The 16,187-nt window shown below is 40.4% G+C and carries 20 protein-coding genes; 14 read left to right on the top strand and 6 right to left on the bottom strand.

All coding sequences use genetic code 11. From position 1 onward, the window contains the following. The first annotated feature begins 7 nt into the window (after positions 1-7). From DFQ12_RS09265 to DFQ12_RS09220, 10 genes are all read left to right on the top strand, one after another. The gene (locus DFQ12_RS09265) at positions 8-1,174 is read left to right on the top strand and encodes a mandelate racemase/muconate lactonizing enzyme family protein (RefSeq protein ID WP_120258650.1); all 1,167 of its coding nucleotides are present in this window, start codon (positions 8-10) and stop codon (positions 1,172-1,174) included. 13 nt (positions 1,175-1,187) lie between these two features. Beyond that, on the top strand, positions 1,188-1,979 hold the full coding sequence (locus tag DFQ12_RS09260) for an SDR family NAD(P)-dependent oxidoreductase (protein WP_120258649.1): 792 nt from the start codon (positions 1,188-1,190) through the stop codon (positions 1,977-1,979). A 41-nt stretch (positions 1,980-2,020) separates the two neighbouring features. After that, complete coding sequence (locus tag DFQ12_RS09255; protein WP_120258648.1) at positions 2,021-2,887, top strand: SMP-30/gluconolactonase/LRE family protein; 867 nt, start codon at positions 2,021-2,023, stop codon at positions 2,885-2,887. A 183-nt stretch (positions 2,888-3,070) separates the two neighbouring features. Continuing rightward, positions 3,071-3,448: a hypothetical protein gene (locus tag DFQ12_RS09250; RefSeq protein ID WP_120258647.1), complete on the top strand. Its 378-nt coding sequence runs from the start codon at positions 3,071-3,073 to the stop codon at positions 3,446-3,448. Between the two features lie 197 nt (positions 3,449-3,645). After that, positions 3,646-4,140: a c-type cytochrome gene (locus tag DFQ12_RS09245; protein WP_120258646.1), complete on the top strand. Its 495-nt coding sequence runs from the start codon at positions 3,646-3,648 to the stop codon at positions 4,138-4,140. Between the two features lie 17 nt (positions 4,141-4,157). After that, the gene (locus DFQ12_RS09240; protein WP_120258645.1) at positions 4,158-4,544 is read left to right on the top strand and encodes a hypothetical protein; all 387 of its coding nucleotides are present in this window, start codon (positions 4,158-4,160) and stop codon (positions 4,542-4,544) included. Positions 4,545-4,586: 42 nt separating this feature from the next. After that, complete coding sequence (locus DFQ12_RS09235; protein WP_120258644.1) at positions 4,587-5,453, top strand: AraC family transcriptional regulator; 867 nt, start codon at positions 4,587-4,589, stop codon at positions 5,451-5,453. Between the two features lie 192 nt (positions 5,454-5,645). After that, entirely contained in the window at positions 5,646-7,112 is a 1,467-nt protein-coding gene (locus tag DFQ12_RS09230) for a c-type cytochrome (RefSeq protein WP_120258643.1), read from the top strand. Between the two features lie 16 nt (positions 7,113-7,128). Continuing rightward, a complete protein-coding gene (locus DFQ12_RS09225; protein WP_208642484.1) occupies positions 7,129-8,475 on the top strand; it encodes a c-type cytochrome in 1,347 nt (448 codons plus the stop codon). A gap of 120 nt (positions 8,476-8,595) precedes the next feature. Beyond that, positions 8,596-8,865, top strand: a complete 270-nt coding sequence (locus DFQ12_RS09220; RefSeq protein WP_120258642.1) for a hypothetical protein — start codon at positions 8,596-8,598, stop codon at positions 8,863-8,865. 88 nt (positions 8,866-8,953) lie between these two features. Here the strand turns inward: DFQ12_RS09220 and DFQ12_RS09215 are convergent, their stop codons facing one another. After that, positions 8,954-9,580, bottom strand: coding sequence for a hypothetical protein (locus tag DFQ12_RS09215; protein ID WP_120258641.1), 627 nt, complete (start codon positions 9,578-9,580; stop codon positions 8,954-8,956). Positions 9,581-9,713: 133 nt separating this feature from the next. Between DFQ12_RS09215 and DFQ12_RS09210 the strand changes: the two genes are divergently transcribed. After that, positions 9,714-10,022, top strand: a complete 309-nt coding sequence (locus DFQ12_RS09210) for a thioredoxin-like domain-containing protein (protein ID WP_120258640.1) — start codon at positions 9,714-9,716, stop codon at positions 10,020-10,022. 167 nt (positions 10,023-10,189) lie between these two features. On the opposite strand, the gene arsB is transcribed toward DFQ12_RS09210, so the two are convergent. From arsB to DFQ12_RS09190, 4 genes are all read right to left on the bottom strand, one after another. Beyond that, on the bottom strand, positions 10,190-11,236 hold the full coding sequence (arsB, locus tag DFQ12_RS09205) for an ACR3 family arsenite efflux transporter (RefSeq protein ID WP_120258639.1): 1,047 nt from the start codon (positions 11,234-11,236) through the stop codon (positions 10,190-10,192). Between the two features lie 3 nt (positions 11,237-11,239). After that, entirely contained in the window at positions 11,240-11,854 is a 615-nt protein-coding gene (locus DFQ12_RS09200) for a low molecular weight phosphatase family protein (RefSeq protein ID WP_120258638.1), read from the bottom strand. Between the two features lie 21 nt (positions 11,855-11,875). Beyond that, entirely contained in the window at positions 11,876-12,349 is a 474-nt protein-coding gene (locus tag DFQ12_RS09195; RefSeq protein ID WP_120258637.1) for a DUF6428 family protein, read from the bottom strand. A gap of 70 nt (positions 12,350-12,419) precedes the next feature. Next, positions 12,420-12,752 carry an ArsR/SmtB family transcription factor gene (locus DFQ12_RS09190; RefSeq protein WP_120258636.1) on the bottom strand — a complete coding sequence of 111 codons (333 nt, stop codon included), beginning with the start codon at positions 12,750-12,752 and terminating at the stop codon, positions 12,420-12,422. Here DFQ12_RS09190 and DFQ12_RS28650 point away from each other — a divergent pair. Genes DFQ12_RS28650 through DFQ12_RS09175 form a run of 3 tightly spaced genes read left to right on the top strand, consistent with a single transcriptional unit; the run spans position 12,711 to position 14,618 of the window. Then, positions 12,711-13,163, top strand: a complete 453-nt coding sequence (locus tag DFQ12_RS28650; protein ID WP_425275591.1) for a response regulator transcription factor — start codon at positions 12,711-12,713, stop codon at positions 13,161-13,163. The two genes, DFQ12_RS09190 and DFQ12_RS28650, sit on opposite strands and share 42 nt — an antisense overlap. A gap of 53 nt (positions 13,164-13,216) precedes the next feature. Then, on the top strand, positions 13,217-13,624 hold the full coding sequence (locus DFQ12_RS09180; RefSeq protein WP_120258634.1) for a hypothetical protein: 408 nt from the start codon (positions 13,217-13,219) through the stop codon (positions 13,622-13,624). Positions 13,625-13,670: 46 nt separating this feature from the next. Next, positions 13,671-14,618 (top strand): hypothetical protein, encoded by a 948-nt coding sequence (locus DFQ12_RS09175; RefSeq protein WP_120258633.1) that lies wholly within the window; start codon positions 13,671-13,673, stop codon positions 14,616-14,618. A gap of 168 nt (positions 14,619-14,786) precedes the next feature. Here the strand turns inward: DFQ12_RS09175 and DFQ12_RS09170 are convergent, their stop codons facing one another. Further along, positions 14,787-16,022: a hypothetical protein gene (locus DFQ12_RS09170; protein ID WP_147420368.1), complete on the bottom strand. Its 1,236-nt coding sequence runs from the start codon at positions 16,020-16,022 to the stop codon at positions 14,787-14,789. Positions 16,023-16,187 lie beyond the last annotated feature (165 nt).

Genomic DNA, 16,187 nt, shown 5'->3' with positions numbered 1-16,187 from the left:
AATCGGAATGAAGATTATAGACGTCAAAGTCTGGTTGGTAGAGGGGGTAAAATACAATTGGACTTTATTAAAGATTTATACAGATACAGGTCATACTGGTGTGGGCGAGGCTACCAACTGGCCAGGTAGTCCAATTGTGTTTGAGGCTGCCAAACATGTGGGCCAACGGATCATTGGGTTGGACCCCATGAAAACAGATTTTATCTGGACCAAACTTTATCGCGACTTAAACTGGATAGGGCCCTATGGTGCGAGTATGTGTGCGATATCGGGTATTGATATGGCCCTCTTGGACTTGAAAGCAAAGGTGCTTGGCGTACCTTGTTATGAACTACTGGGTGGTGCATTTCGCAAAGAAATCTTGCTGTACGCGAATTATTGGTTTACCGGTGGCGGACACAATCCACAAGATTATGCCAAACAGGCGAGCGCGGTGAAGGATGCCGGTTTTACAGGATTAAAATTTGATCCTTTTGCGCATACAAACTACCTCTATGGAGAGGATTTGGCGGCTAACCTAACTTTGACTGCTGAGCAGCAAGACTTAGCTTTTGAAGTGAGTAAGGCGGTTCGTGAAGGTGTGGGGCCCAATTTTGATATTATGATTGAGACCCATGCAATGTTGAATTATCGGGTAGCCGTACAGATGGCACAACGCCTTTCGGAATTGAATATCACTTGGTATGAGGAACCTGCAGGTCCAGAAAATGCGGACAACCTGCGTGCTATGCGTGAACGCATACCTTCCAATGTGTCGATCTGTGTCGGAGAAAGACATTACACAAGACATGGAATCCGACCGGTACTGGAAAAAAATATCTGTGATATTATGATGCCTGATATTACGCGATGTGGCGGACCTTCGGAAATGAAGCGGATGGCAACGATGATGGAAGCCTACAATGTATTGTTGGCACCACATAATCCAAATGGGCCACTTTCAACCTTGGCAAGTGCTCATGTGTGTGCATCGGTGCCAAACTTTTTTAGACAGGAATTTATGTTCAACGATGTTCCCTGGAGGGATGAAGTCATCGATCATCCAATTAAGGATATGGTGAAGAATGGTCATTTGATATTGAGTGAGAGACCGGGATTAGGTGTAGACTTGATCGAAGAAGAAATGCTTAAGCATCCCGGGATATTGGAGCCTAGACCAGGTTTTTACGTGTAAATTTTATAAGTAAATGGCATTTACAATTGATTTGACAGACAAAATTGTCCTTATCACTGGTGGTATTTCTGGAATTGGGCTGGGGGTAAGTATGCAATTTGCACAGGCTGGCGCAACAGTGATAGTCTGCGCTGAATTAACTGGTGATGATCCGATGGTGGCTTCATTTTTTGCAAAAATGGAGCCCTTTCAGCGGCGTACATTTTATTATGAGACTGATGTGTCTCAAGAAGCTGCAATTTTGGAGCTGGCTTTACTTTTGCAACAAGAGTATGGTCGTTTGGATATACTGGTCTCCAATGCTGGACAGAATGTTTTCAGGGGCCTGGATGACTGTACATTAGCGGATTGGAAGAACAACAGTGCGTTGAATCTCGCTTCCCATTGGCTGTTGGCCAAGGCCCTTAAACCGCTACTGATGCAAGCCTCACCTGGAGTGATTATTATCATGGCCTCTAACCATGCCTATGCTTCCATTCCGGGATGTTTTCCCTACAATGTCACAAAAGGGGCTTTATTGTCCTTGGTGCGTGCCATGGCTGTTGAATGGGGACCGGCGATCCGTACGGTAGGGCTCGCTCCAGGATTTATTGATACCCCTGGAAATCAAAAATGGTTCGATTCATTTCCGGATGCCGAGCAGGAGCGACAAAAAACTATCGATAGACATCCTGTTAAACGACTTGGTACAGCCGAAGAGATCGGTGGTTGGTGTGTATTTCTTTCCAGTACTTACGCTTCCTTTGCGAGTGGAACTACCTATCTCATTGATGGGGGTAGAAATGCTTTAATGCAAGAAGATTAAGAAATAGGTACATCGATAGAGAAGCTTGAAGCGTAATAGTTATGGAAAGAAATGTAAAAACAGCGCAGGTATTGCTAGAAACGAAAAGTCTGCTCGGTGAAGGCATTTTGTGGAATAAGCATGATCAAAGTTTGTATTGGGTGGATATCTTGCAAAAGCGTATTCATCAGTATAATTTGGAGAACAATGTTTCGACTTTCTGGGAACTCCCTGGCTATGTCAGTAAGATTGTTCCTTTAGAAGAAGATGGCGGCAAATTTCTCATTGCCATGCAGGAAGGGCTTTCAATTTGGAACAAGGAAGATCAGGGCTTATCAATTGTCGCATCCTTGGACACCTATAATGGTCAAATTCGAACCAATGATGGTGGGATTGATCCAGCTGGTAATTTTTGGATCGGAACAATGCATATGAAAGCTTTGCCAAATCAAGGAAAGCTGCTGTGCTTTCGAGATGGTATTTTGGAGACCATTATTCCTGCGGTGACTATCCCGAATGGGCTCGTATGGTCTGCCAATGGCCGTTTTTTGTATTTTATCGATACCCATACACGGGAAATCCGACGGTTTACCTGGGATAAAACAGCGGGCCTCTCAAAAGCATACCATACATTGGTACGTGTGCCTGATAAACTTGGCATGCCAGATGGTATGTGCATAGGACCTGATGGCCATTTATGGGTGGCACATTGGGATGGCTATGGTGTTTATAAGTGGCACATCGAAACAGGAGAACTATTGGATAAAGTGCAAGTAAATGCACCACATGTGACTTCCTGTTGTTTTGGAGGGCCTACGGGAATGGATCTCTTTATTGCGACCGCAAGGGAAGGCTTGGATGATGCCCAACTGGAGGCATATCCCGATAGTGGAAAAGTATTTCATTTTAAGAACCTGATCTCTGAATAAAAATTGAACCTAAGACTCCACTTTACCTAATCGTATGCGTACAAATCAAGTTCGAAAGCACTTATCCTGAAGAATGCATTTATTACCTTACTTTAAATACAATAGACTAGTAGTTTTTTGTTACTTCTAAAATTATTGCACCTCCAATGACAACAATTATTATATTTGCGATACTGTCAATTCATGAAAGCGAAACAATTCATATGGATCTTACTGCCATTGATGCTCCTCCAGAGCTTCTCCACAGTATGGGTATGGACTGTTTTTGAACTCAATAGAGACTATATTGCCAAAAATGAATGTATCAATCGCTTTAATGAAAAGGCGCTATCCTGTAGAGGACAATGTATATTGATGAAAAAGATGCGTGAACATGAAGAAAAGGAGCAGAAAAAACTTGAGACTCGCATCATCGATGTTGTTTTTATCAACAATGCCCTGAATTTTACCTTTGACAGTTCTTCATCTGGGGGAGCATATATTAAACTGGCTTTTGCAGAATTGAAAGAAGATTATGCTTACCGCCCCATCTTTTCTATTTTCCACCCTCCACTCGTCTAATACCTTTTTAACGAATTTATTGGATGCAATGATTGGCGTTTTATGTAAACGATCCAATTTGTACATATTTCCCCCTTTTGGCACTATTGATCCAGCTGGATTAGGCTAATGGGATTGGCTATCAAATCTCCTATCGGCTGAAGGTATAGCACAAGGGAATACTATATACTGTTTTAAACAATTAGAAAAAGAGAGTAATGAAAAATAGAATCACAATAATCCTTGTCTGTTTTGGCTTTATCGTTCTGCTTGCCTGTGCGGACAATGGGGATAAGAAAAAGGTATCAACCGGCAAAGCTACTGAGCCTGCAGCGGCATCTCTAGCAACTGAAATGTTGGACTATAAAACCGAAGGAGCCAAAGGGGTAGGTCCTGTTGTATCTTTTGAGCACAAACCCTTTGATGCACAGCTCGCAAATAGGGGGGTAGAGTTATTTGTCTCCAAATGTGCCATGTGTCATGGCTTTGATCGTACCTTGGTAGGTCCGTCATTGGACGGTGTCATCAAACGCCGTACACCGGAATGGATCATGAATATGATGCTCGATCCGGCAACAATGCTTGAAAAAGATCCTGATGCAAAAGCACTGAGCAAGGAGTTTGCGTCACCTATGATCAGTCTGGGGTTGCAACAGGAAGATGCGCGCGCAATTTTGGAGTACCTCCGCGAACGTAATAGCGCAACGAAATAAAGAAATAATCCATATCGATGAAATCCTACAAGCTGAAAGGACTTTTCTGTCTGTTGATGGCCTGGGCTCTTTGCCTACAGGCAACCAATCTATTGTGGGTATTTATTGGCTTTGAATGCAATCGAGATTATATTGAGCAGCAGCTATGTGTTTATCGCTATGAACCTGCGGCTACCTGTAAGGGCTTCTGCTACCTGAGTGAGGAAACAGTGGAACAAAAAGAGGCCAGCGATGTGCTGATCAAAGTGAAAAGTGCTGAGATACCGCTGTTTGTGCAGCTTGTTCAAGAGCTGACCCGGCAGCAACCCTTTACCCGAATTTTAAGAGTAACTCATCCGCTAACGGAAGGTAACCCCTTGTGTCAGGGGATCTTTGATCGGATTTTTAAACCTCCAATCGCATAACCATTCCCTTTAAATTTTTTATTGAAGAAAAAGAATAAGATAATGGTAATACGAAAAGAAAAACTAGATTTTTTAAGACTAGAAGATATTGATTCGGCTTCCAACGGGATTGTTATTATGCCTATTGCCGAATATTTACAGGTCAAAGGAAACCAGAACACATTGCATGCACGCTCGTTCTACAGTTTAATGTTGATAAAGAGCGGAAACCTGATTTTGGTGGCGGATAAAAGAATGTACGCCATGGGCAGACATGATATCGTAAGCATAAGTTGCAATTGTGTCTGTAGTTTCCAGCATCATGTACCCATTGAAGGATGCGTGATTCTATTTACAGAAGCATTTTTTATGCAGCGTTACAATACTGAAGTGATACATTATTTTAACTTTTTAAAATGTAACCATATGAATGGCTTTGTATTGACAAGTGATGAAATTGAGCGCTGTATTCACTTGATGGACTTGATGCAGGTGGAATATGATATAGCAAAGTTGGGCTCAAGAGAAGTGCTGCGCAATTATCTGAATATTTTACTTCAGATGCTAGGACGCCAGATCACCAAAAACTTCGGATTTGTACAGATGGATGAAAAAGAGGAAAGAATAGTTGCATTTGAGTCCTTGGTTGATGAAAATTATAAGCACAAACGATTCCCGTCTTTCTATGCTGAACGATTGAATATTTCAGTAAATTATCTGAACCGCATTTGTCGTGAGAAGAGAGCCATAAGCTGTGGTACATTGATCAGGGATCGTATCGTATTGGAAGCGGAGCGCCTATTGTACCATACTTTCAAAACGGTAAAGGAAATTGCTTTTGAACTGGGGTTTGAAAATGTACCTTATTTTATCACATTTTTTAAAGCTAAGAAAGGACGGAGCCCAGAGGAATTCAGAAAAAACCAATAGGCATAAACGGCGACAAAAGCGTTCTTTTCACTTGATGAAAAAGACGCTTTTGCTGCTTAATGTACGGGAGTTACGAAAATGGAAATATGTCGACTCTTTATCGAATGAGATCGGGTAGAAACAGAAGGCATCGGAACTGTTATTTCTGCTTTTTGGAAGAATATAGCTAGATCTTTGAAAAAAAGAATAGCGATGGATTTTCCAATGTTTCATTTAGATTGGTTGAATGACCGATTTTTAATCGCAGCTGTGGCGATTATACATGTAATGATCAATCATGGCCTTGCGGTGGGTTTTATTCCTTACGTTACTTGGCTTGAGTTTAAAGGTGTACAGCGTGTTGGCAGGGACCAAATTGCAGATTGGGAGTGGGATAGGCTCATCCATAATAAAATGAAAGTTGGTTTTATCATTATGACGACCATTGGCGCGATGACTGGTGTGGGGATATGGTTTACGGTCGCACTCGTTAGCCCTAGCTCGATAGGAAGCTTAATTCGGGTTTTTTATTGGGCTTGGTTTACCGAATGGATCGTTTTCGTTACCGAAGTGGTCCTGATTTCTATCTACTACCTGAGCTGGGGGAGTGCCAATAAATCGCTCCGCTCCAAGTTGAAACATATCCGATTTGGTGCATTTTTGAGTATTGCTTCCTGGATTACCATGGTTATTATCGTTTCCATATTGAGTTTTATGATGGATCCAGGCAATTGGAATACGCATAAAAGTCTTTTCAATGGTTTTACAAATCCAATTTATATTCCGCAGCTATTTTTTAGAACACCGGTTGCTATGCTGATGGGCGGGGTATTCGGTATGTTGCTGACGACATTATTTACAAAAAAAGGATCAACGCTCCGCATTCAGGTGGTCAGATTGGGTGGCAAATGGATTTTAAGCTGGACGCCGTTCGCACTTGCAGGGGCGCTTTATTACTGGGATGCAATGCCTGAAACTATGAAAGCAAATATGAGTACAGCAGTGGGATCGATAGACTTTGCTGAATATTATGATATACTTAAATATTTTATTGTTGGAGCTACGGTGCTTTCTGTCCTACTCGCGATCTGGGCAATCTGGAAACCTCAAAAAGTGAACGTTGCTGTCGTGATCGTTCCTTGTTTATTGATCTTTGGTTTTCTGGGAATTTTCGAACGGGTACGTGAGTTTGTCCGAAAACCTTATGTAATCGGTGGGTATATGTATTCGAACTTGTTGCGGGAAGAAGACTATGCGCTGTATAAAAAAGACGGAATTTTAAAACATGCCACCTATACTTCAGTTCAGGAAATAACGCCGGAAAATAAGATCGAAGCGGGTAGAAATGTTTTTATGCTTACTTGTAGCCGTTGTCACACCAGTAACGGCATCAATTCCATCGTTGATGTTTTTGAAAAAATGTACGGAAAGGGCAAGCCGCTGGAAGAGGAATCCATGTTGGCCTATATCCCCAATATGCACCAGGGACGTACGTTTATGCCACCATTTCCCGGAAATAAAAAAGAACTTGAAGCGATTGTTGCTTACATAAGGCAATTGCAAGGGTCTGGAGAATCCCTGCAAGGTGCTCAGGTCGAAGGTATTACGGTCAATCCGCTACAGAATATCGAGCAAGCAGTAAAAGTATACGGCGATTCAGTATTAGTTTCAAAAAAATAAAAAAGAACGTTTAAAAATGCAAGTGAATTTATTACATATATCTACCACGCCCGTTCCAAGGGATCTGCCTTTGGATCTTCCCTTACCCGAATGGTTATTGGTTACTCTATTGATCGTCTCATTTCTGCTTCATATCATATTCGTGAAATTAATGGTTGGAGGGAGCATTATTACTCTTTGGGCGGAAGTCAAGGGATTGAAAAATCATGACTACGATGTATTTGCATATGAAATAGCCAAGACGGTGACGGTCAATAAGAGCATGGCAGTCGTATTGGGAGTTGCTCCTTTACTGAGTATCAATACGCTTTATACCATCTATTTTTATTCGGCCAATGCGTTAACGGGGCTAGCCTGGTTTATGATTATCCCGTTGGTAACCATTGCTTTTTTGTTGACCTATTTACATAAATATACCTGGAGAGCAATGGCCAACTACAAGTATTTGCACATCAGTATAATTGCTTTGGCTGTGCTTATTTTTTTAATTGTTCCAACGATTTTCTTGACAAATGTCAACCTGATGTTATTTCCAGAACGTTGGGGGGATATCAAAGGTTTTCTGAGCGCACTGGCATTACCCAATGTGCTGCCTCGGTATCTGGAATTTATTGGTGCTTGTCTAACGGTCACAGGTGTATTTATTGTTTGGTATAACGGTCGAAAGTCGTACAGGGTACATCTTTTGTATGAGACATTCAGTCAAGACAGGTTAAAAAGACAGGGATATTATATCACCACATTTGGAATTGGTTTGCAGTTAGTCTGCGGCATCATTGTTATGATTACTTTACCTGCAAAGGGGATAAGTTTTGAAGTCGTTGAGTTGATGGTATTCGGTGGGCTGATGCTTTTTGTGGCTATGTGGTTTTCCTGGAAAGCATTGTCCGCGGATAGTGAACTCAAACGAGATAAACAATTTTGGAAGGTCTTTATCAGTATCCTGTTTTTTATTCTGGTTTATGGAGGCAGCCGTCAACTCTACCGCGAACAAGCATTGTATCAGCATCGCGAGCTGATGGCAGCAAAAACTAAGGCATTTGAGCAGATGAGTAAAAAGGCCCGGGAAAATCCGGTCAGCGATGCTGGAAACTTGGATATTGATCACGCGTTGGGAGATCTATCGAAAGGTTCTGCGTTATTTAAACAAAATTGTTCCAGCTGCCATAAAGAAAAACAGCGCTTGGTAGGACCTCCAGTTCAGGAAATGATAACTATCTATCGCGGCAATGAAAAAGGATTGAAAGACTGGATAAAAGCGCCCGGTAAGAAAAGAGAAAATTATCCGCAGATGCCCGGCTTTCCTCAATTGTCTGAAGTAGAGCTGACCGAAATAACCAAGTATGTACTGTCAATAAAATAAAAGGGCGATGAATTTGAATGAATTAAACCGTAATAAGGATCTGTTATTGGATACGATACTGATAAGTGTGGTTTTAGGGCAGGTAATTTATATGATTTTCGAAATAGTAAAATAAACAACATGAGAAAGTTTAAAATTTCAAGAGGCTATTTGTCTTTTATGTATCTCATTGAGACCACTTTATTGATCGGATCAGCCTGTACATGGTATCAACATAAAGAACCCCTTGTATGGTTGATGGTGTTGACAGGAATATTTTCTGCATTGATCGTCGTTTTTCAAGGGATACATATTTCTAGCCTTTACTTATTTATGCTAAAGGATGATACGCTGTGGCATAGTGATGATATTCTTGAAAAGAACTATCAGTTTATTAAGGGACTTTATTAAAATCTTTTACATAACCTCAGATTCGGCAGTAGGCTCGCATTTAGCACATTCGCCTACTGTCCGAATTGTTTTTTCTTAACATGTCATCTTATTCGACCAGTTTGATATTGGATACAAGGTAAGCCTTTCCAAAATTTTTGGGGTCATGTGTGACAGTCGCTTGAATGGATTTCCATTTAAGGGGTAAGGAAACCAAACTATAATCAGTCAATCTTTTATGATTGTACTGCCAGATTTCCTCCAGTTGATCCCCAACCTTTTTATCGGTGTAGGTGAGTTGGATCTTTGTTCCAATGTTGATGAGATACTTATCTTCTTCTTTCCAAAGTATGATTTGGGGCGGTCCAGGTATAAATGAGTGTATAAGCGATATTTCAAAAGAATCGTTGCCTGTATATTTCTCCCGACTGATAATTTTAATAAATTGAAGACCGTCGGATGGGCCACCATCCATCAGTTCAGGGCCATTGTAAGCGACCATCTTGGCCTTTATTTTATAATTATATCCGGGCTCCCTATCTTTAAAATTTGAAAGAGGCAGCTCCGCTGATTCTTTTTGTGGTAATAACAAGGGGGCATCGTTAATAGCACCATAATGGTGACTGACCAAAAGCTCGACCTCTTGTCCATCTCTTAGGTTAAAGCGACCATATCCCTTTTCTTTCGAACAGGCAGAAAAGATAAATAGGGTAATTAGTAGGTAAATGTACTTCATGGCTTAATATAATGGTTTGTAAAATGATGTTGTTAAATCTTTCCGGTAGAACGATTTGACTGTGCTTTATGCTACAGCAAATTAATTTTTATCGATGTAATGGCGAATTTCACCTTTGAATAATTTGTGCTAGATCTGTAAACCCTGTATTGCTGCTTTTCCAAAACTGATTGACCTCTATAGCAAATACAAAGACAGAGGTTTTGAAATTATCGGCATATCGACAGACCGGACTATGCGTGTTAAAAATTGGAAGAAAGTAATCCTAGAACAGCAACTTCCATGGGTGCAATATCTCGATGAAAATGCGGTCAAAACCTCTGAAATGTATATTAGACTTTTTCCAACGGCTGTACTGATCGATAAGAAAGGGAATATTGTAAATAAAAAAGCCTCATTAGAAGAGATTGAAATTTATTTGTCCAAAGAATTGGGAGGCTAGGCAATGTCTTTGCACAAGTGGAATTTTCGAAAATACTTCTGTGTAAGCGACTGAGGGGGAAAACATGTAACTAAGAAAACTTTACATGCCAAGTGTATATCCTTTTAGTATACCTTAAAAAAGCCATGTTTTTTGACATGGCTTCGGGATTTATTATAAGTCTATACTTAAGTAGCAAGTTCTTTTACAACGTATTTTTTTCGGAACCAAAATGCGAGGTTGACAAGTGCTATCAATGCGGGAACCTCGACTAGTGGACCAATCACTCCGACGAAAGCCTGCCCGCTATTGATGCCGAATACGCCAATTGCGACTGCAATAGCCAATTCAAAATTATTGCCTGCAGCCGTAAAAGCAATGGCTGTACTTTGTGAGTAATCGGCACCAACCCTTTTGCCAGCAAAAAAACTGATTGTGAACATCAATGCAAAATAAATCAGCAATGGGACAGCTATACGCAATACATCCAAAGGTAACTGTAAGATCATCTCGCCTTTGAGACTAAACATCACCACAATGGTAAAGAGCAACGCTATCAAAGTAATCGGAGAGATCGAGGGTATAAAACGGTTCTGAAACCAATTTTCACCTTTTAAGGCGATCAGTCCATATCTGCTCAAAATTCCGGCGAAGAATGGTATCCCTAGATAAATAGCGACGCTTTTTGCGATTTCAGCAATGGAAATGTTCACGGAAAGCCCAGTCACCCCAAAAAGTGGGGGTAATACAGTGATAAAAACGTAAGCATATAAACTATAGAGTAAGACCTGAAAGATACTGTTCAACGCAATTAATCCTGCGGCATATTCTCTATTACCATCTGCGAGTTCATTCCATACGACAACCATCGCGATACAACGAGCAAGCCCGATTAGGATCAATCCGACCATATATTCAGGATATCCGTTCAGAAATAAAAGTGCCAATACAAACATTAATACTGGTCCTATGATCCAGTTCAGAACCAGGGAGGTACCGAGAACTTTTAGGTTTCGGAAGACCTTTCCAACCTGTTCATAACGCACCTTGGCCAATGGCGGGTACATCATGAGAATCAGTCCGACGGCAAGTGGTATATTTGTTGTTCCACTGCTATAGCTATTGATCCATAGTGCAGAAGCCGGAAAAAAATTACCCAAAGAAATACCAAGAACCATGGCCAGAAAAATCCATAAGGTGAGGTAACGGTCAAGAAATTTTAATTTCGATTGCATGGGTTAGCTTTTAATAGTTGAAAAGACATAACACATTTCAGCCGCAATTTCTAAACTACGTTCTGCATACACCAATGTTTGTTCTGCTGTACCATCTGAAATCTTGGGATCTTCAAAAGTAATCGGTATCCTTTTCTCAGCACCGGGAATAAAAGGGCATCCGCCATCCGCCTGTGAGCAGGTCATGATTGCAGCAAAGCCAGAGATTGGGTTGAATGGACTATCATATTTTTTTGAAAAGCCGATTACTGGCGGGTCGTTGTCGCCATATTTTATTGCATAGATTGGGTTATCTGTGTCTGCGATCTTAAAAACCTCAAATCCTTGTGAAACCAATGTTTCCGCGATTTTAGGAAATAAAGCAGTTTCTTCCGTCCCCCCTGAATAGCAGTTCACCGCTGGGATGTGATGAAAGGATGCTGCCACCTGCGCCCAAAGCTGAGATAAATGGCTTCTACGGGAGTTGTGGGTACAAATGAAATTGAGGTTGATCGGCTGTCCACGATCAACCTTGTCCTGAATAAATTGAATCAAGGGGTTCAATGCCGCCCTACGCTCCTCAGATAGCTGTTGTCTGCTGGTAATCGTGCTGATTATTTCTTCTATTCTTTGATACATTATTGCGGAAATTTTAAGTGATTAACAACAGCCTGAGCCTGGCGTACAGCAAGAGGATCCGCTAACGGGCAACACAGAAAGATTTATTTTCAACTTTTCTGATGGTACACCACAAGCGTCCTGGGCAAGGCAGGCTGTGGTCTTGTTTTTCAGGACAAAGGTTTTACCATTAAAGTCAAGATCGTATTTGCCGATCGTACCGCTTTGGTATTCCACTTCAATTTCCCCATCTTCGATACCCAATTTATCTTCAGACAAATTGATGATATGTAATAGTTTGCTTGGTTTTAGACGGTGCTCATAATCATCCGCATTCCAGAGCTGGAAGTTGACCACTTTCTCCTGACGGATAACACCACCACAGTCAATGAAATTTTTTGTGATCTGACCTACTTCGGTGACATGGAAGTGTTCAGGAACAAATGTGCCATTTTCCAACTGAAAATCAACATGATCCAATGTTGCTAAAATTTCTTTGATTTCTGATAATTTCATAAAAGACTAATTTTATTATTTATTAAAAACTATATATTGCAATATTACGATGTGTTTACTCAAAAAAAAGTTACTTACAGCAACTTGAAATGTTTACGTCCTGATTGAAAAATGCGTTGAACTCCTGTTGCATTTGTTTCCAGACTGCTTCATTAATGCAGTAACAAACAGATTTTCCCTCAATTGTCCCCTGTATTATTCCTGTATTTTTTAATTCCTTAAGATGTTGGGAAATAGTTGCCTGTGCTAGCCCTAGTTCATCAACCAGATCATTACAGATGCATGCTTTCTTGTCAATAATATATTGAAGGATAGCTATACGTGCGGGGTGTCCTAAAACCTTAAATGCTACAGCCAGTTTATTCTGTTCATCAGCGAAAATTTCTGTCTTTGTAAGTCCCATCTTGTTTTATTATATCGCAATATTACGATAATAATTTTAAATATCCAAATTAAGAGAGTTCTATGCGTTTATCGAGAGTCGAAATGTGCTATTCCGCTATTATCCAAGCGAGAGATGGAAATCCTGGCTTTAGTAGCTAAAGGAAACTCCAGTCCACAGATCGCAGAAAAGCTTTTTATCTCCCCTGACAGGGTGCGGACTCACCGGAAAAATCTGTTCAGAAAAACGGAAACCAAAAGTGTTGGCGAATTTGTGCGTAAATACATCGAATGGGGTTTGGTAGGATTGATATTCAATAATTTGCTTTGCACACTTTTTGGCAATAAAATTGTTGAGGTTACTTTGATTAAAGCGCCAAAATGGTATTATACGATAAGATTATACATAAGCCGAAATTGGCTTCAGGATTGATCTTATGCTGAAAATACCTGCGTAAACAAATTTAATTTAGCCATTAATGATAGATGAGACCTATTTTATTGATTATATTCATTCTTTTCATAGGACGTTCGGGGGCGCAGACCCTGGAAATTCCCGATCGTATAAAATCTGCTTTTACGGGTACGTGGGCATATGAGACCCGATTTCAGACCAATACCGTTGTGATCTGGTTTGAACCGGGTAATGAATATGCAAATTTTAAAGATATCGGTAGCGGTGAGGCTCCACCAAGGACTTTTCGGGCTCAATTAAAAGGAAAGGTTTTGTTTATCCCAGCCAAGCTGGGACTTAATGACGAGCTGGAAATGGAGGTTATAAAAGGGAAATTGAATTTAAGGGCAAAATCGATTATATGGGATGAAACAGGAAATATGGTGAAAACCGGAACTGTCGAAACAAGAATTTTTAAACGTACGACCAAAAAGAAATAAAGACCCGCAGGTAAATAGATGCCCTGTCCAAAACGAACTAAATAATATGTCAAGAATAGCTGTCTTTTTTGTATTAGTCCTTTTCTCATGCCAGGGACAGTCGACCAATAAGGCACAGCAGAAAACCGATACTGTTGATGCGAAAATTATCGTTCCGAAAAATAATACTGTTTCTTGCGAACAAGTTATAACGCAATTGGTGAAGTCAAGCAATGCAATCGCATTTAGTCAATTTGGTAATACACTTGTTCAGGTCGCAGTGGCTTACCTAGGCCCTGAAAAGCTGACGATCAAGTTGTATGTTATTAATGATATTTCGGAAAATCCTTCAGAAAAAAGACTGGTAGAACATGCCGTGGGCTGGTTGGAATTTCATCAGAAAACCGGACAACTTTTAGATATAACAAATGACCCCGATAATTCCCTAACCTTGAGATATGACAAGCGTATTGCACAAGAACATGATCTTTCGTCGTTATGTTATTCCAAAGCAACGATTGTCAAGACGGGCAGCGGATATGCATTAAGAGATGTGATGTTGGTCAAGGATATCAAGTTTAACGGTAAGCTGGACAGGTTTTTTACCCGAAGTGATTTTGAAAAAGTTTTTGGTCGGCCCGATAGTATTCAACTGCTAAAAGATGAAGCACCCTGTGTCACCATTTTTGATACCGAAGCTCCAGACGATAAATATCTGTACAAAAGTGGCTCACGTTTTGAAACCAGTGGCGATAGTGTTGCAGTAGAAGATTTTTGGTTTTTGAATGGAAATTTTATCAGCTACAATGGGATCCGGATAGATGCGAACACAACGATAGAAGACATACAACAGCTTTTCCCTACAGCTGTGAATGAACGACAAGGGATGGATAAAGCGGGGAAATTGTGGGTAATCAGATTGCGGGAGGACAATGAAGGGATCGTGGATGGTCATATCAGAATGTACTTTAAAGATGGTAAAGCGCAATCTATACATTGGTGGTCTCCGTGCTAAAACTGAGCAGTCAATAACAAATCGTATCAGCGATATTCTGCTGTAGCCTTGGTCGACTAATCAAAATCAATGTCATTTTGCTTGAATTCAACAGTGTGTTTCATCACAGGTATTTAAGTGAGGATAATCTATCATCGACTTACACCGCCAATGCGTTGAGAGGCCCTGCTATTTGCGTGTTTTTGTAAGCTTTTTATTTTCCTTATCAAATACATATTCAACCCGCTTCTTGTCAACATCAGTCAGGCCCCAAAACAGTCCTTCGGTTCCCCATTGTGCATTAAGCTCTAAAAATTTTGGCTCAATGATCCAGTTGCCTTCCAAGCCAATAAGACCGTACAACTCTGATTTTTTATCCTGGGCAACAACACAGGAGCATGCTTCGTAAAAGTCTTCAGGCCGCAGGTCCGTTTGATCTGCGGAATTCCGTTCATACACTTGTTTGACCTCTTTTGTATTATCCCAGAATACGATAGATGCTTTCTTAAAATCAGATACAAAATATTGCGTCAGAAATAAGGAATCAGCCATTCCATCCAGTTCGGCATTCAATATTTCGGATGAGTACTTCTGATGGACCTCTGCACAAGTGATTTCGTCTTTATCCAAAAGGGCTTTCGCCTGTTCCATGTTTGTAATATAAACACGTAAATCGTCTTTTTTGTAGGCATTCCGTTGTTCGGCTGCTACTGTTGTCAATTGGCGCCCTTTTTCATCTGTAGCCAAAATTCGTACAAGATGCCGCATGGGTTCAGATGTTTTAATCCGCACATACCCATTGCCGCAGTGTATCACTTCAATGCTACCAGCCGAGGTTTCTATACGTTGCCCTGTTCTGGTAATTTCATAACTAACCTCTTTGTTCAGGTGAGTTTCCATGCTATAATCGAAACTCTTAATGGGTTTTGTTCCTGAGAGGACCAAGGTCTGGTCACCAAGCTGCTCCGAAACGATTTTGTCAACAACCTTTATTTCTTGATCCCGGACTGATCCATCCAGAAAGTAGATTTTTTTCAACTTAAATATCGCCTGATCAATATTATTGATAAAATCCATTGTGAATGGATAATCTTTGTCTAATGTATGAGCAATATTAAATCTGTCGAACTTTAATTTAATGAATGTATTTGGATAGATATATTCCGTTATGGGCGGATATCCCTTGTGAAAATGAGAGCTTTCGTCAAATTTGGTCTTATTTTCTTTTTGATAAGGTTGATTGCTGAAGGTAGTCTGCATTTCTTTGAAATCTGTGGCAACATGTTTATCGTTATTCAAAAGATGCTCAAGCAAAGCAAGGTTATCATCCAGCATATCCAGACATTCCTGTTTGGATTGTCCATTGGAACAGCTGTTGTTGGTGATCAACAAAATGGTGAAAACAATCTTAAATATTTTGCTCATTTTTTACCTGTTAAAATGTTCTTACAGTTTATCCTTCAGAAACAGGCGACTATCAATTCCAATTGGATAGGGCCATTGATCACTAAATTATTAATTTGATAAAGAAGAAAATAGCATTGTTTACAATCCGTAAACAACCTTTTACGATCCGAAAAAGGCTTTTGC

The organism is Sphingobacterium detergens (assembly GCF_003610355.1).
Taxonomy (GTDB): domain Bacteria; phylum Bacteroidota; class Bacteroidia; order Sphingobacteriales; family Sphingobacteriaceae; genus Sphingobacterium; species Sphingobacterium detergens.
The sequence above is the reverse complement of the archived record's forward strand: the minus strand, read 5'-3'. Positions and strand labels throughout refer to the sequence as shown.